The organism is Prochlorococcus marinus str. MIT 0917, from assembly GCF_027359575.1.
Taxonomy (GTDB): Bacteria; Cyanobacteriota; Cyanobacteriia; order PCC-6307; family Cyanobiaceae; genus Prochlorococcus_B; species Prochlorococcus_B marinus_D.
The window spans coordinates 856,618-871,637 of the sequence record NZ_CP114784.1 but is presented as its reverse complement, the minus strand read 5'-3'; the positions used below and the strand labels follow the sequence as shown (position 1 = coordinate 871,637).

The following is a 15,020-nucleotide window of genomic DNA, read 5'->3' as shown; positions in this document are numbered from 1 at the left end:
TTGACTATTAATTGATACCTTGTTTTTACCTCAATTCCTTGCTAGAAAAATATTAAAGGTTTTTACTAAATGAATAGAGCTGTTCAGATTGCTATTGTTTTATCTTCACCTCGATTTTTTATGTTTTTTCTTTCAGACCCATTAAAAAAACTTGCATCTACCTATAAAATGAAGCTTGTTTGATAACTATGTTATTAAGTATTACTTGGCTTATCCCAGGTCTACCAATAATTGCATCTATTTTCATCGCGTTGCTTTTATTGAGTTTTAGTAAAACAATGAATAGGCTTACAAAGCCAGTATCATATTTTCTTATTGCCAGTCTTGCTCTTTCTGAACTGATCAACTTTATTTTATTTAAAAATAAAATAACGGGTAATTATGTTTTATTTGGTGACAGTTTCGAGTTGGCTATTGATCGACAAGCCTTGCTATTTTCTGAATCAATAGGTTTTATTATCTTATTGATTATGCTTTTATCAGTTGCTAAATTAAAAAGAAGAAGTGGCTATGTTCGATACTTTATTTTTCTAGGATTCTTTAGTGGTTTTGTTTATTTATTCTCTTTTAGTGGCAGCTTATTTCATAACTTTTATGATCCACTGATATCATCTTTAGATAAAATAGGTATTACTTTTTAAAGAAGTTATTAGATCATCTAATTCGTTTAGTGAAAAATAATTAAGTTTTGCATGATTGATGCTTTGATTTCATGTTGTCATAATATCTAAGCTGTAATAAACTAAAAATAATCTTAGGATTTAAGGTTTTACTTTGAGTGTAAATTCGTCTTTAGATCTTCCAAGCAATATTGCATTAGTACATGAATGGTTTACTCCAAGATCAACTGGTGGCGCTGAGAATGTTGTTCAGTTGATTGATGAATTGTTAACTGAAATTTCATCGCAGCCAGAACTTTTTTCCTTAGTTAATGAAGAGAACTTGTATGAAAATAGCTGGTTGCTTAAACGAAAAGTAAAAACTAGCTTTATTCAGAAATTACCATTCGGGATTTCGCATGTTCAAAAATATTTGCCTCTTTTGCCTTTCGCAATTGAACAGATTGATTTAGATGGATATCCATTGGTTATAAGCAGTAGTCATCTTGTTGCTAAGGGTGTTTTGACTTCGCCTGACCAACTTCATATTAGTTATGTTCATACACCGGTCAGATATGCTTGGGATCAAATGAATACATATTTGAAACGATCTTTTTTTAGCAGAATTGGCTTAGGCCCATTGATTAGATGGCAATTGCATAATTTGAGGCAATGGGATCAATTAAGTGGCTCAAGAGTAGATTACTTGCTGGCGAATTCAAATTTTACAGCAAAGAGGATTTGGAAGTATTGGAGAAGGCGTTCAGAGGTTCTACATCCTCCCGTAAATGTAAATCGATTTCAATGGAATAAACCTAGAGAAGATTTCTATTTGAGTGTTTGCAGATTGGTTCCTAATAAAAGGGTTGATTTACTCGTTAGGGCCTTTAATAGGCTCAAATTACCTTTGATAATTGTTGGCGATGGAGTCGAAAAGTATTATTTAAAAGAGCTTGCAGGGCCATCAGTTCAAATTCTTGGTTTTCAAAGCAAAGAGAAGATTGAAAATCTAATGAGCAGATGTAGAGCCTTTGTTTATTCAGGTATTGAGGATTTTGGCATAGCTCCTGTGGAGGCAATGGCCTCAGGAGCACCTGTAATTGCTTTAGGTAAGGGAGGGGTTTTAGATACTGTTAAATGCTTTAACTCTAATTCAGTTAAAGAGGCAACTGGACTTTTATTTCCTACTCAGACTGTGAAGTCATTAGTTGAAGCAATTGAATTTTTTAAGGAAAAACAACTTTGGAGAGATTTAAACCCTGAGTCGATTAGAGATTGGAGTAATTCTTTTTCTCAAGATTCATTTAAAAATAGATTTGAGAAAACCATAAATAGAGTTTGGAGGGAGCATATCAAATCTTGTGACATTGCGACTAGTGACCTTGGTGCTTCATCAAGAAATTACTAATTAAGTAGTCTGTAAATCTGGAGTCTTGAGATTACTAACTCAATAATTTGTGCAAACTAATTCAAGAAAATCTTTATTACGTTGGTCTGAGTTTCGTAAAGGATCTCCAAGAATTCCTTTTGAAGTAATCTCAAAAGAACCTTCTTCTTTGCTTGCTGTAGAAATAATAAGAAATCAAAGTCGTTATGGACGGACATTAAAAAGAATAGGTGATGTCATTTTTTCTTTGCTAGTTTTAACTCTAGGTTCACCAGTATTTATCTTAATTGGAATCTTAGTAAAGTTAAGTTCTTCAGGATCTGTTTTTTATATTCAAAAAAGAATAGGAAGAAACTATAGAGAATTTGGATGTATTAAGTTTCGTACTATGTATAAGAATGCTGATGATTTGCTTCCAAATTTATTAGAGAAATATCCTCTTATGAGAAAGGAATTTGAAAAAGATTTTAAATTACGTAAGGATCCTAGGATAACAAAATTAGGTAGATTTCTTCGACGATCTAGCCTAGATGAATTACCCCAATTCTTTAATGTTTTAAAAGGAGAAATGAGTGTTGTTGGCCCTAGACCAATAGTGAGTAATGAAATAAACAAATACAGCCTTTTTATGGAAGAAGTTATATCTGTTAGACCAGGCCTCACTGGCTTATGGCAGGTTAGTGGTAGAAATAATCTTAGTTATAAAAAAAGGGTTGAATTAGATTTAGCTTATGCAAGAAATAGAAATTTTATACTTGATTTGGAAATCATTATTCTTACATTAGGAGTATTAATTTTTCCAATGGATAGAGGGGCATATTGAGCTTACAAATTAATATATTTTATTATTATTGAAAAACATAATAGCCAAGCGATTTCAAGTCTAATACTTAGATTAAGGATCTTTTTTACAGAATTTATACTTGCTATTGGATAAGATTTTGCAATTATGGGCTTTATATTTTTTACCCCTTTGTAATAGTTTAATCCTCCCATTCTTACTTCTGCGCAATAAGCAAATATTGCTTCAGAAATGCCTGAGTTTGGCGAGGAATCTGCTATTCCATCCTTCCAGGAATATCTTATCGTTTTTAAAATTGAATGCTTTGGTTTACAGCAAAAAGGAAGAGTAATTAATACAATTCTTGAAGGAATCCATACCATTAGATCATCCAGCTTCGCACCTGTGAAGCCAAGCCACTTTAATTTGCCATCTTTGTATCCAAGCATTGAATCAATGGTGCTAGATGCTTTAAAGATCCATGCCATTGCCAATGGCCCTGGAGTGGATAGATTAAATTCCCAGAAAATAGTTCCTATAAACATCCAAAATAATGGAGCAAAAATACCATCCACAGAATTTTCACTCGCTGTTTCAGCCGAAGCTCTAAGAATTTCATTTGTATCTAAATTCTCTACATCTCTGCCAACTATAAGACTTAATTTTTGTCTTAAATTACTTAGATTATTTTCAGGATTTTTGTTTCTTAGTAAATTTAGAATTTCTAAAATACTTTTATTTAGACTTCTCGAAGCAAGAGAACTACTTAAGATAAATGCAAAGCATAATGTACTTAATATTGGATTTTTTACTTTATAAAATAAAAATAATCTTTCTAAAAGCCATCCAGATAAACCACTTAATGATAATACTATCAAGGTCAATATTAAACCTCCTATATATAATTTTGATTTATTTTCGTTCGCAATACTTTCAGCTAATCTTCTCAAAAAACTAATAACCACACCCATTAATTGGACAGGGTGTGGCAAGCTTTTAGGGTCGCCTATTAAAAGGTCGAGAATAACTGCAAGTGAGATTATATGAATGATATTTTAGTCTGATTTAAGCCAACTAAACATAGAACGAAGTGTTTTTCCTACTTTTTCTATCGGTAGTTCTGAGTCTGTTTGGCGAATCCTTTTCATTTCAGGTTTTCCAGCCTCGCATTCTTTTACAAAGTTTTTAGCAAAAGTACCATCTTGAATATCGGCAAGAATATTTTTCATTTCCTCTTTTGTCTCTTTAGTTATCAATCTTGGACCGCTTACGTAATCTCCATATTCAGCAGTATTTGAAATCGAATCCCTCATTGCCGTTAGACCTCCTTTAACCATGAGGTCAACTATTAATTTGACTTCATGCAAGCATTCGAAGTAGGCCAATTCAGGCTGATAGCCTGCGTCTACAAGAGTTTCAAAACCAGCTTTGACTAATTCTGATAGGCCTCCACACAAAACTGCTTGTTCTCCAAATAGATCAGTTTCTGTTTCTTCTTTGAAGTTAGTTTCTAGAATTCCAGCGCGTGTTCCTCCAATACCTTTTGCATAAGCCATCGCAAGTGATCTGGCTTTGCCTGAGGCATCTTGCTCAATGGCAAATAAAGCAGGAACCCCTTGACCATTCTGATACTCCCATCTGACAGTGTGCCCAGGCCCTTTTGGTGCAATCATTACAACATCGACAAACTCAGGTGGTTTTATTAATTCAAAACGAATATTGAAACCATGAGCAAAACTTAGTATTTTCCCTGGTTTCAAATGAGGTGCTATCTCTTTGGTATAAACGTCTTTTTGAAACTCATCAGGTAAAAGTATCATAATCCAATCTGCCCTCTCGGAGGCCTCTGATACGCTTAAAACTTCCAATCCATCAGAAGTTGCTTTACTGGCTGAGCGACTTCCTTCATAAAGTCCAACAACAACGTTGATGCCACTATCTTTTAAATTCAATGCATGCGCATGGCCTTGAGATCCATAGCCGATAATTGCAACGGTTTTATCTTGAAGAAGACCTAGGTCTGCATCGGAGTCGTAAAAAAGTTTTGCCATGTGAGTGGGTATTTCAGAACTGTATTAAGGCTGAGCTTACGAAATAGAGTGCTATCGAATCCACTTTCATTGATATATTTTTTTGACTATCAAGACAATTTAATTTATGAGAACAACAAACTTTTTATCTTAACTTTCATTTGGGTGGGTTATCACTCGGTCGATTAGGCCATAATTTTTTGCTTCTTCCGCACTCAAAAAGTAATCACGATCAGTATCTTTTTCAATCTTTTCAAATGTTTGTCCAGTCATCTCTGCCATGGATTTATTGAGCATTTCTTTTATCCTGAGAATTTCTCGGGCTTCAATTTCTATGTCACTCGCTTGTCTTTGAGCAGTACCGCCAAGTGGCTGGTGAATCATGATTCTACTGTGAGGTAATGCAAGTCTTTTACCTTTTGTCCCTGCAGAGAGTAAAAAGGCACCCATTGAGGCCGCTAATCCAACACAAATGGTTACAAGATCACTTTTTACATATCTCATCGTGTCATAGATCGCTAATCCTGCTGTTACGGAGCCTCCAGGACTGTTGATATACAAATAGATGGGCTTACTACTGTCTTCAGAATCAAGATAAAGCATTTGCGCTACGAGGCTATTTGCAATGCCGTCGTTTACTTCTTGACCAAGAAATAGAATTCTTTCCGCACCAAGTCTTGTATATATATCAACCCATCTTTCAAATTGACTTCCTGGAAGACGGTATGGAACGCTTGGAGTACCTATTGGCATGGCTGATTGATTTTGAGTTGTTTAGGGTGATGATTAAAAAATTGAAAATTATTTTTACTTATGTGGGCAAAACCTTTTCGCCTGGTAAGTCTTTTCTACTGGTAAGAACGCGATCTATAATCCCGTATTCAACTGCCTCACTAGGGTTAAGATAACTCATGCGATCTGAGTCTTTGGATAATTGATCTACTGATCTCCCAGTGTTATGACTGAGGATTTCTAGCATTGCTTTTTTGTTGTGAATAACCTCATTTGCTCTGATTTGAATATCAGTTGCTTGGCCTTGAGCGCCACTTCTGGGCTGATGAAGGACAATTGACGCATGAGGTAATGCTGCTCGTTGCCCTTTCGTACCGGCCGAGAGTATTACTGCTGCGGTCCCCATGGCTTGGCCTATGCAAATAGTATGAACTGGAGGCTTCACGTATCTGAGAGTGTCGCAGATCGCAAAGGCCTCGGTTTCAAATCCGATTGCATCTCCTGTGTACCAACTCGTTCCAGTTGAGTTAATATAAAAATAAATAGGTTTTTCAGAATTATCAAATTCGAGAAAAAGAAGTTGGGCAATAATTAGTTCAGTTACATCCATTCCAAGCTGCCTTTTGGCATCATCATCGGAAAATAGTGGCAAGCCTAAATAAACTATCCTTTCTTTCAGGAGAAGCGATGGTAAATCAGGGGGCGGTGTTCTCATTACGGCAGAATCGCCATAATACGGGGAAGATGCAGTCATATGAAGTTAAGTCTTCTTGGATTCGAGCCTAGCTAGATCTAGCCTTGAGATGCTTTTGTTTGTTCAAATTTGTTCGGGGGCTGATCATTTGAAGCTTTACTAAAAACCATTCGGCCCGTCGGTGTTTGTAATGCTCCAGTCACAACTACTTCTATTCTTTTACCAATCCATTGGAGACCCTCCTCGATAACTACCATTGTGCCATCTTCAAGATAAGCAATCCCTTGTGAGTTTTCCTTACCTTCTCTAACTACTTTTAAATTTAACTTTTCACCAGGTTGAACTTCTGGTCTAACTGCAAGTACTAGATCGCTTAAGTTAAGAACTTTTATTTCTTGGACTAGAGCTACTTGAGATAAGTTGTAATCGACAGTGATTAATATTCCTGAGATATCTGAGGTTAATTTTAAAAGAATTTCATCAGTTCCTTCCCCTTCATATTTTGTACTGTTAATAACTAATCTTCTTCCATAACTTTCTCTTAATTGGTTAAGTAATTTTAGTCCTCTCCTTCCTTTTCCTCGCTTTTCGTTGTTACTTGAGTCAGCTAGTTTTTGTAGCTCATCCATAACTGATTGAGCTACGATTATTTGCCCTTCTATAAGTCCAAATCTAAGGAGAGACTGAATGCGACCGTCAATTATAACGCTGGTATCTAAAACTTTCGCACTAGCTGGAGTTAGAATACCATCTGCCATTAACAAAGATTCAGTGCTATTTGGATTGAAAAGGCGTAAAACTGTTCGCCCGTGAACATCGGCAAGGTTATATCCAAGTACTCCAAAAAAAATGTTGCTAAGTACAGCAAAAATAGGCTTTACAAAAAACAATTCAGCGGGTAACGGTAAAAGTAGTACAGGTACTAATAAAAGAGTTGCAATGATAAGTCCAAGAACTATGCCAATAGATCTACTAACCAGAAGATCTGTTGGCATAGTTCTTATTCTTTTTGTTAATTTATTTCTAAATTGCTGAAAAAGGAAGGCTATTAAAAGTCCTACAAGAGCTGTTAATCCTGAAAGAGCAATTTTTAAATTTTTTAAATTAGTAATATGATCTAAAGTCTCATCAGGCAACCAATTCACACCAATCCATCCGGTGATTGCACCTGATATAAGAAATAAAACCAGAATAAATAGGTCTGCCATATATTCAGGTTATGCTTGCTTCTCGTTTTTTACTAAAGCTTTATTTATTTTCAAAGATTTGGATTGTAAAAGTGACCATTTATTTGGGTTTGTATATTTAGAGCTCAAATGGTAGCCCCACCAAGAAGTGCATATTTGCACATACCCTTTTGCCATAAAAGATGTTTTTACTGTGATTTTTCCATTATCCCTTTAGGTGATAGCGTTCAAGCTACAGGTAGTCCAGGGATAACTTCTATTAACTCATATTTGGATTTAATTAATAGAGAGATTTCAATTTCCCCTAAAGGTCCTGCACTTTCAACAATTTATTTGGGTGGTGGAACCCCTTCTTTATTGAAAAAAAATGAGCTAGGTGGTTTATTAAAAAATCTTCAAAAAAAATTTGGATTTCAAGATGGTGCGGAGATAACTATGGAGGTTGATCCAGCAACATTTTTGAAAAATGATCTGAATGGATATGTAGAAATTGGAATCAATAGATTTAGCTTGGGAGGACAGGCCTTTGATGACACAATTTTAGCTTCTATTGGTAGAAAACATAATCGTTCACAATTAATTGAGGCGTGTAATTGGGTAAATAACTTATATAAAGAGGGAATGCTAAAAAGCTGGAGTCTTGATTTGATTCAAAATCTTCCAGGTTTAAATTTGTCTAAGTGGATTGAAGAGTTAGAACAAGCAGTTAAAACGGAAGCTCCTCATTTGTCAATATATGATTTAACTATCGAACCAGATACGGTTTTTGGAAGAATACACAAAAGAGGTAAGTTGAATATCCCAATTGAATCTGAAGCTCAAAAAATAGATTTTGAAACTAATAGATTTCTTAAAAGTAGCGGTTTCTCTAGATACGAGATTTCAAGTTATTCATTACCTGGACATGCATCTAGACATAATCGTATGTATTGGAGTGGTTCTGGTTGGTGGGGCTTTGGGATGGGCGCAACAAGTTCTCCTTGGGGTGAGAGATTCTCTAGACCCAGAACAATTGCTGGTTATAAAAATTGGCTTGAGCAACAAGAAAGTCAATTATTAGAGAAAACTTTGTTAAATGAAATTTCAACACCGATGCCCTTGGATGAGCTTTTGATGATTGGTCTGAGGAGACGTGAAGGTGTTCATTTTGAGGAACTTGCTAAAAATGTTGGATGGACTCAAAAAGAATGCGACAAAAATTTAAAATTACTGGAGGAATATTGGCTTAATTATTTAAAAGAAGGATCTATATTAAGAAACAATGGAAGATATTTTTTAAGTGATCCCAAGGGGATGCAAATTAGCAATCAGATTTTGATTCAGATGTTTTTATGGTGGGATTCACTTAATCAAGATTAGTAGATTTTATCCAGTCTCTTAGGGCATCTATGCAAAGTTTGCGTCCTGCAATTAAAGGCTTTGCAAAAGGAGGCTGTGCAATTGAAAGGCCAAGAATATCAGCTGTAACTCTTACCTGCCCATCGCAATCACTGCCTGCTCCAATGCCAATTACAGGAATGGCTAGATCTTTTTTTAACCGGCTGGCAATTTCTCCTGGGATATGTTCAAGAACTATTGCAAAACATCCTGATTCTTGAAGCATTTTTGAATCTTTGAAAATTTTATCTTGACTATCTTTATCCCTTGCTTGAGATTTATATCCAAGTTGATGAACTGACTGCGGAGTTAAACCAAGATGACCCATTACTGGGATTCCCATTCTGATAAGTCTTTTAATTACCAGTAAAGTTTCAGGTTCCGCTCCTTCAAGTTTCACTGCTGAAGCTGAAGAATTTTTAAGGAGAGTTCCAGCAGCTTCAACGGCTTTGTCCTCTCCACATTGATAACTTAGAAAAGGGAGATCACAAACTACTAATGGTTGTTCGTGAAAAGGCTTGCAAAATCCCCTGCAAACAGCTTGTGTATGGTGAAGCATTTGATCAAGCGTGACAGGAAGTGTAGTTGCGTGTCCTAAGACAACCATCCCAAGTGAATCTCCCACTAGAACAACATCAGCACCTGCGGCCTCGACTATTGAGGATGAGATGGCATCCCAAGCAGTTAATACAGTTATCTGTTTGCCCAACTTTTTAAAACGAACCAATTCTGTGGTTTGCATTTAATTCTTAATAACGTGTTTAGCTATTGCTAGAATATTAGTGACTCGGCCCCATGCGGCTGTGACGCTCAAACCTGGTCAGGACCGGAAGGTAGCAGCCATATGGGATGCTCAAAGCAGGCGTGGACTCCGGGTCACCTTAATAAAAGAGGAATTTGATAATTTCAACGATTTTGTCTTAGACGTAAAAACTCTGGTATCGAAGCCCCTGATTCTCTAGCTTCTGCTTGTTCGTAGAGTGATTGAGGCGAAAGTCTTGCTCTATTTCGTTCATTTGAATAAATTTGATTACTGTCAAATCCTGTAGCAATAACAGTTACTTGAATCTCTCCCTCAAGTTTTTCATCAACTACAGTACCTACAATGATATTTGCTTCTGGATCTACTACATCGGATATGACCTCAGACGCAGATGTCATATCTTCAAGAGTCATATCTTTGCCTCCAGTTATGTTTATTACACATCCTTTCGCTCCATCTATTCGAGCTGCTTCTAAAAGAGGACTGTTGATAGCTGCTTGAGCTGCTTCTAGAGCTCTTGACCTTCCAGAGCCTAAACCTATACCTAAAAGCGCAGTACCAGCTTCTGTCATCACAGAGCGCACATCAGCGAAATCTACATTAACCAATCCAGGACAAGTGATTATGTCACTTATTCCTTGAACTCCTTTCATAAGAACATCGTCAGCGCTTCTAAAGGCTTCTTGCAAAGGCGCTCCTGAAATTACGTCTTTTAGTCTGTCGTTTGGAATGACAATTAATGTATCAACATTCTCTGCAAGTCTTGCTATACCTTCATCAGCTTGTCTTAAACGACGTTTCCCTTCAAAACTGAATGGTTTGGTAACAATCCCCACTGTCAAAGCACCACTCTCTTTGGCAACTTGAGCAACGACAGGGGCTGCCCCTGTCCCAGTACCTCCTCCCATGCCAGCAGCAATAAATACTAGGTCAACTCCTTCTAGGGCTTGTTGAAGGTCAGCCCTAGACTCTTCAGCTGCCTTCTGCCCAATGCTTGGATTGCCACCTGCTCCAAGACCTCTAGTTAAGCTTTGACCAAGTTGAACTCTATGAGTTGCGGATGATTGAATAAGCGCTTGGGCATCTGTGTTGAGCACCCGATATGTGACTCCATCAAGATCACTATTAATCATTCGGTTGACGGCATTACTTCCGCCGCCACCAACGCCAATAACCTCAATACGTGCAGATTGACTGGGTAGGATTCCTTCATCCATGTTGAAACTAGATTTGTTTCCCATTCCCATCACCATATTCAGGATTAGAACTCGTTTTGGGCATTATGAACATCATCCATGAATTCTGTTGGCTTATAGGTTCAAATTGATTAACAAATTAATTTCCATGATTGCCCGTGAATTGATGACAGCATATTAAACATTTCTAAAAAGTCATGTCATAGCAAGGCTTTTACCTCTCATCATCCAGTATTTTTTCTATTTTTAATTCTGGTTTGCTTGGATCTCTAAGATCCACGATTTTTACTTTTGTGTTGATTAAAAGATTTGGTAATGATTTTTGTAGCTGGTTGAGTTTATTTATTTGCTCAATTAAACGATCAGTTCCTGAGCCTAAAAGGACTGAATCGAAGTGCTCGGTTTTTATGCTGATTTCTTGAAGAGGATCTATTTTGATTTTTTGAAGAGGACTTTGAAAAATAAATCTATTTTTAATTATTAAAATAATTTCCTTTTTTTTATTTGGATTCCAATTTTCTATAGATAATTTAATTTGATTTTGCTTTGATTTATTTAAGAATTGAAGAGGTATCCACGATCCTTCAATATCAATCATTCCTTTTTCAATATTGTTTGAAAGAAGACGACTGGCAAAAGCTATTGGCTCTCTTTCTAAAATATTTAGATGAATTTCGGGAGGGAAAAACTTTCTACTTACTGAAACTCCTTTAATAGGAAGCTTTTTTATTAAATAGGATTCAATTTCTTTGGGATTTAATTCCAACAAATTTCTAGGATAAAAAATACTAGTTGTTTGTTTGAGATCGTTTTTTGATATTCCAGAGAGACCTGTGATTTTAGTTTGATCAAAACTTATTGGTTTCCATGCTTGGTTTAAAAATGTAAGAATCAGAAAAATTGAAGTGCTTGAAAAAAAAATTAATTGCCAAATTTCAATTAGAAAATCTTTATTTTGAAAAATATTCGAGACTTTTTTAGTTGATATTCGGTTATTTTTAATTAATTTTCTGTTTTTCCTTTTATTTGATTTCAAAGGTCGCATCTTGCTCTTGACATAAGTTTGTCCATCCATTGACGAGCACGCTCAGCATCTGAAAAAGGCACATCTATTTCTCTCCCTGAGCCAACAAGCCTGAGTCGACAACGTCCTTCAGATTCTTTTGTCAGTGGTGCTTCACCTGAACTGAGAGCCATCAGCTCAACCATTTCTAATTTCTTAACTTCGAAAGTTGCTTCCTCCTTGAAGCTGCCAGCCTCAAAGCTGCTCCAGCATAAAATGCCAGCTTTTAATCGAGCAGCTCCTGTCCCATCAAGCTTGGCGAGCTCTGAACCTTTAGCCCAAATCAGATAGAGATTCTGTCGCCTTCTCTCTATCCAGCCAAGGGAAGCTATGAGAATAAAAGCCATCAATAATGGCAACCAAAGGAGACCGTGAATCATTTTTTGAAAAATAGATCTAAAAATGTCATGGTTAATTCATTCTTTAGCTGTTTCTATGAGACTAGCAACAAGTTTTTCTAGTTTTAATCCCGAAGCTTCCCACAATGTTGGGTACATGCTTGTTTTAGTGAAGCCTGGCAAGGTATTAACCTCATTTATAAAAATCTGTTCCGTGCTTTCTTGGTAAAAAAAATCGACTCTCGCCAAGCCATAAGCATTAATAGCTTTACATGCCTCGATAGCTAGCTTTTGTATCTTATTAACTATATCTATGTTTAAATCAGCTGGGATAATTGTACTGCTTAGATTCTCATCATATTTGGATTCATATGTATACCAATCGGTTTGAAATTTAACTTCGCCAACAACTGATGATTTCATTATAGATTTTCCTAATACTCCACATTCAAGTTCTCTCCCTTCAATATTTTTTTCTATTATAATTCTTTCATCATATTTTGCTGCAGTTTCTATTCCGGTAATTAGCTCTTTTTTTGAGTATGCTTTAGTTATTCCAATAGAAGAGCCCAGATTGGCTGGCTTTACAAAACATGGATAATTTATTATTTCTTCTATTTGATTATATATCGACTTCATGAATGATTTGTCTGATAAATTCACTTTGTGTAAATAAGTATATGGAGCTTGAGGAAGATTAAATGATTTAAAAATAGATTTCATTGCTATTTTATCCATGCCTAAAGATGAACCTAGAGTTCCTGATCCAACAAAAGGTTTTCCAGTTAATTTAAACAATCCCTGAATAACTCCATCTTCTCCATTTGGACCATGCAATGCGGGAAACCACACATCAACTTTGTTACTTTCTGCTGGAAAGTTAGCGAGATTATTCATAGACTTTATATTGCTTTTTATTGTTTTGGTTGATTCCTTTTCTCCTAATAAAATTGACTTTGAGTATTCTGAATCCGACCAAAAACCATTCTTGTCTATATAAATTGGATTTACAATAAAACGTTCAATATTGCAAGAATGAGATAAGGCGACGTAAATAGTTTCAGCTGATTTGATAGAAACTTCATGTTCACTTGAATAACCACCAAAAACTAGTCCTATAACTTGCTTTTTATTCGACATGTCTATTTTGTTCTCAATATTCTATAAACGTTGTTAATTGAATTAATCAACATTTATAACAAGCTCCCAGTTAATGAGAATGGACGTATTTCGTTGATTTTTATATTCACTATTTGTCCAGGTTGAGGTGATTTGCTATCAATTGAGGATTTTGGAAAAAATGTTAGTCGATTTGTTCTAGTCCTTCCTAGTAATTGGGAATTATCTTTAGAATTTATGCTTTCAACGAGTATTTCCTGTAAGGAGTCTTTGTACCTTAAGTTTCTTTTCTTCGCAGTCTTTTCTACTAAGTTATTAATCTCTCTTAGTCGATCTATTTTTATTTTTTCAGATAATTGATTAGGCCATAAGGCGGCTGGAGTATTTGGTCTGGGAGAATAGGCTGCAGTATTAACCAGGTCAAATTTAACATCCTCTATAAGTGATAGCGTCTCTTCGAATTGATCTCTCGTCTCTCCCGGAAAAGCTACAATTGCATCAGAAGTAATTGACGAATCAGGCATTATTTGTTTTATATAATTGACAATTTCTTTATAGGTTTGAACTGTATACCCTCGACCCATATTTTTTAGTATTTTATTACTTCCACTTTGGACTGGGATATGAAAGTGTTCACAAACTTTAGGAAGCTTTGCACATACATCTATTAATTCTTTCGTGAAATACCTAGGATGACTTGTGGCAAACCTTATACGCTCTATCCCCTCAATATCATGAATATATTCTAATAAATATGAAAGTGTTAATTGCCCAGATTTATTGAATTCATAAGCTTTAAAGTCTCTGCCATAAGCATCTATATTCTGCCCTAAAAGGGTTATCTCTTTATACCCAATTCTCGCTAATTCTTCTATTTCATGTTTAATACTTTGCGGTGTTCGTGATTGTTCTTTACCTCTAACTGACGGGACTACGCAATAAGTGCATCGCTCATTGCATCCATAAATAATGTTAACCCAACCACAGATGGCGCTCTCTCTTCTTGCTGTCGCAATGTCTTCGTAAATGTGCTGTTCATCAGTCGCTAAAACTTGGTGTCCGTTATCAACTTGATTAAGAAGAGTCTCCAGTCGATTTGCATGCTGAGGTCCCATTACAAGATCTACTTCAGGAACTCTTCTTAAAAGTGTTTCCCCTTCTTGTTGAGCTAAGCATCCTGCAATGATAATTTTTAAATTAGGATCTGATTTTTTCCTTCTAGCTTGCCTTCCTAAATAGCTGTAAACTTTCTGCTCAGCATTATCACGAATAGTACATGTGTTGTAGAGAACTAAATCTGCCTTAAGTTCCTCTTCTGCAAGCTCATATCCCATCGTTTGCAAAATGCCTGACATTCTCTCTGAATCAGCCTTATTCATTTGACAACCGAAAGTGGTAATCCAGTAGCTTCCTCTAGGGCTTTTAAAAGAATTGCTTTGTTTAGTAGGAACTATGGTTGTTGTCATCGCAGATGAATTTTTTTCCTTGGGGAAAAAGATTTTTGAGATTGTCCTAAAAAATGTTCAAGGGCGAGCGAGGGGATTCGAACCCCCGAATAGCGGCGCCACAAGCCGCTGCCTTAACCACTTGGCGACGCCCGCCTTGTGCTTTTAATCTACCAATGATTTGTCATTTTGAAATTCCAAAATGATTTTGGTAAAAAAAATTAGCTTGTGAGTATTGTAGATAGTACGGATTGAAAATATCACTTTTTATATCTTGATCAAAACGCAATTGACAGGTATTGAAGTTAC

The 15,020-nt window shown here is 35.9% G+C and carries 15 protein-coding genes, 1 tRNA gene and 1 other RNA gene; 5 read left to right on the top strand and 12 right to left on the bottom strand.

Annotated features, from left to right (window positions below; all coding sequences use genetic code 11):
* Positions 1–188 precede the first annotated feature (188 nt).
* The 3 genes from O5637_RS05140 to O5637_RS05130 all read left to right on the top strand — a co-directional run bounded on the left by O5637_RS05140 (position 189) and on the right by O5637_RS05130 (position 2,809).
* The gene (locus O5637_RS05140) at positions 189–641 is read left to right on the top strand and encodes an NAD(P)H-quinone oxidoreductase NdhF (RefSeq protein WP_269606676.1); all 453 of its coding nucleotides are present in this window, start codon (positions 189–191) and stop codon (positions 639–641) included.
* A gap of 133 nt (positions 642–774) precedes the next feature.
* Complete coding sequence (locus tag O5637_RS05135; protein WP_269606674.1) at positions 775–2,007, top strand: glycosyltransferase; 1,233 nt, start codon at positions 775–777, stop codon at positions 2,005–2,007.
* 49 nt (positions 2,008–2,056) lie between these two features.
* Positions 2,057–2,809: a sugar transferase gene (locus tag O5637_RS05130; protein WP_269606672.1), complete on the top strand. Its 753-nt coding sequence runs from the start codon at positions 2,057–2,059 to the stop codon at positions 2,807–2,809.
* Between the two features lie 2 nt (positions 2,810–2,811).
* Here O5637_RS05130 and cbiB read toward each other — a convergent pair whose 3' ends face one another.
* The 5 genes from cbiB to O5637_RS05105 all read right to left on the bottom strand — a co-directional run bounded on the left by cbiB (position 2,812) and on the right by O5637_RS05105 (position 7,431).
* The gene (gene cbiB, locus O5637_RS05125) at positions 2,812–3,807 is read right to left on the bottom strand and encodes an adenosylcobinamide-phosphate synthase CbiB (protein ID WP_269606915.1); all 996 of its coding nucleotides are present in this window, start codon (positions 3,805–3,807) and stop codon (positions 2,812–2,814) included.
* Between the two features lie 15 nt (positions 3,808–3,822).
* Positions 3,823–4,818 carry a ketol-acid reductoisomerase gene (gene ilvC / locus O5637_RS05120; protein ID WP_269606670.1) on the bottom strand — a complete coding sequence of 332 codons (996 nt, stop codon included), beginning with the start codon at positions 4,816–4,818 and terminating at the stop codon, positions 3,823–3,825.
* Positions 4,819–4,947: 129 nt separating this feature from the next.
* Positions 4,948–5,550: an ATP-dependent Clp protease proteolytic subunit gene (locus tag O5637_RS05115; protein ID WP_269606668.1), complete on the bottom strand. Its 603-nt coding sequence runs from the start codon at positions 5,548–5,550 to the stop codon at positions 4,948–4,950.
* A 58-nt stretch (positions 5,551–5,608) separates the two neighbouring features.
* Positions 5,609–6,283, bottom strand: a complete 675-nt coding sequence (locus O5637_RS05110) for an ATP-dependent Clp protease proteolytic subunit (protein ID WP_269606666.1) — start codon at positions 6,281–6,283, stop codon at positions 5,609–5,611.
* Between the two features lie 38 nt (positions 6,284–6,321).
* Positions 6,322–7,431: a PIN/TRAM domain-containing protein gene (locus tag O5637_RS05105; RefSeq protein WP_269606664.1), complete on the bottom strand. Its 1,110-nt coding sequence runs from the start codon at positions 7,429–7,431 to the stop codon at positions 6,322–6,324.
* A gap of 108 nt (positions 7,432–7,539) precedes the next feature.
* Between O5637_RS05105 and hemW the strand changes: the two genes are divergently transcribed.
* Positions 7,540–8,769, top strand: coding sequence for a radical SAM family heme chaperone HemW (gene hemW / locus O5637_RS05100; protein ID WP_269606662.1), 1,230 nt, complete (start codon positions 7,540–7,542; stop codon positions 8,767–8,769).
* Here hemW and panB read toward each other — a convergent pair.
* Entirely contained in the window at positions 8,756–9,529 is a 774-nt protein-coding gene (gene panB, locus O5637_RS05095) for a 3-methyl-2-oxobutanoate hydroxymethyltransferase (RefSeq protein WP_269606660.1), read from the bottom strand. The two genes, hemW and panB, sit on opposite strands and share 14 nt — an antisense overlap.
* Before the next feature lie 42 nt (positions 9,530–9,571).
* Between panB and ffs the strand changes: the two genes are divergently transcribed.
* Positions 9,572–9,668, top strand: an RNA gene (gene ffs / locus O5637_RS05090) — signal recognition particle sRNA small type.
* A 25-nt stretch (positions 9,669–9,693) separates the two neighbouring features.
* Here ffs and ftsZ read toward each other — a convergent pair.
* The 6 genes from ftsZ to O5637_RS05060 form a co-directional block, all read right to left on the bottom strand.
* Positions 9,694–10,791, bottom strand: coding sequence for a cell division protein FtsZ (ftsZ, locus tag O5637_RS05085; protein WP_269606658.1), 1,098 nt, complete (start codon positions 10,789–10,791; stop codon positions 9,694–9,696).
* 169 nt (positions 10,792–10,960) lie between these two features.
* Positions 10,961–11,791, bottom strand: a complete 831-nt coding sequence (locus tag O5637_RS05080) for a cell division protein FtsQ/DivIB (protein ID WP_269606655.1) — start codon at positions 11,789–11,791, stop codon at positions 10,961–10,963.
* The gene (locus O5637_RS05075) at positions 11,779–12,189 is read right to left on the bottom strand and encodes a hypothetical protein (protein ID WP_269606653.1); all 411 of its coding nucleotides are present in this window, start codon (positions 12,187–12,189) and stop codon (positions 11,779–11,781) included. The genes O5637_RS05080 and O5637_RS05075 overlap by 13 nt, the downstream gene beginning before the upstream one ends.
* A 36-nt stretch (positions 12,190–12,225) precedes the next feature.
* A complete protein-coding gene (locus O5637_RS05070) occupies positions 12,226–13,287 on the bottom strand; it encodes a D-alanine--D-alanine ligase family protein (protein WP_269606651.1) in 1,062 nt (353 codons plus the stop codon).
* Between the two features lie 53 nt (positions 13,288–13,340).
* Positions 13,341–14,732 carry a tRNA (N6-isopentenyl adenosine(37)-C2)-methylthiotransferase MiaB gene (gene miaB / locus O5637_RS05065; RefSeq protein WP_269606649.1) on the bottom strand — a complete coding sequence of 464 codons (1,392 nt, stop codon included), beginning with the start codon at positions 14,730–14,732 and terminating at the stop codon, positions 13,341–13,343.
* Positions 14,733–14,794: 62 nt separating this feature from the next.
* Positions 14,795–14,867, bottom strand: a tRNA-His gene (locus O5637_RS05060).
* Between the last annotated feature and the right edge of the window lie 153 nt (positions 14,868–15,020).

Bases quoted from the DNA above. Each gene is read 5' to 3' on its own strand.
- O5637_RS05140 (WP_269606676.1), top strand. From the start codon at position 189: ATGTTATTAAGTATTACTTGGCTTATCCCAGGTCTACCAATAATTGCA.
- ilvC (WP_269606670.1), bottom strand. From the start codon at position 4,818: ATGGCAAAACTTTTTTACGACTCCGATGCAGACCTAGGTCTTCTTCAA.
- O5637_RS05115 (WP_269606668.1), bottom strand. From the start codon at position 5,550: ATGCCAATAGGTACTCCAAGCGTTCCATACCGTCTTCCAGGAAGTCAA.
- O5637_RS05110 (WP_269606666.1), bottom strand. From the start codon at position 6,283: ATGACTGCATCTTCCCCGTATTATGGCGATTCTGCCGTAATGAGAACA.
- O5637_RS05105 (WP_269606664.1), bottom strand. From the start codon at position 7,431: ATGGCAGACCTATTTATTCTGGTTTTATTTCTTATATCAGGTGCAATC.
- hemW (WP_269606662.1), top strand. From the start codon at position 7,540: ATGGTAGCCCCACCAAGAAGTGCATATTTGCACATACCCTTTTGCCAT.
- panB (WP_269606660.1), bottom strand. From the start codon at position 9,529: ATGCAAACCACAGAATTGGTTCGTTTTAAAAAGTTGGGCAAACAGATA.
- ftsZ (WP_269606658.1), bottom strand. From the start codon at position 10,791: ATGGGAAACAAATCTAGTTTCAACATGGATGAAGGAATCCTACCCAGT.
- O5637_RS05080 (WP_269606655.1), bottom strand. From the start codon at position 11,791: ATGCGACCTTTGAAATCAAATAAAAGGAAAAACAGAAAATTAATTAAA.
- O5637_RS05075 (WP_269606653.1), bottom strand. From the start codon at position 12,189: ATGATTCACGGTCTCCTTTGGTTGCCATTATTGATGGCTTTTATTCTC.
- O5637_RS05070 (WP_269606651.1), bottom strand. From the start codon at position 13,287: ATGTCGAATAAAAAGCAAGTTATAGGACTAGTTTTTGGTGGTTATTCA.
- miaB (WP_269606649.1), bottom strand. From the start codon at position 14,732: ATGACAACAACCATAGTTCCTACTAAACAAAGCAATTCTTTTAAAAGC.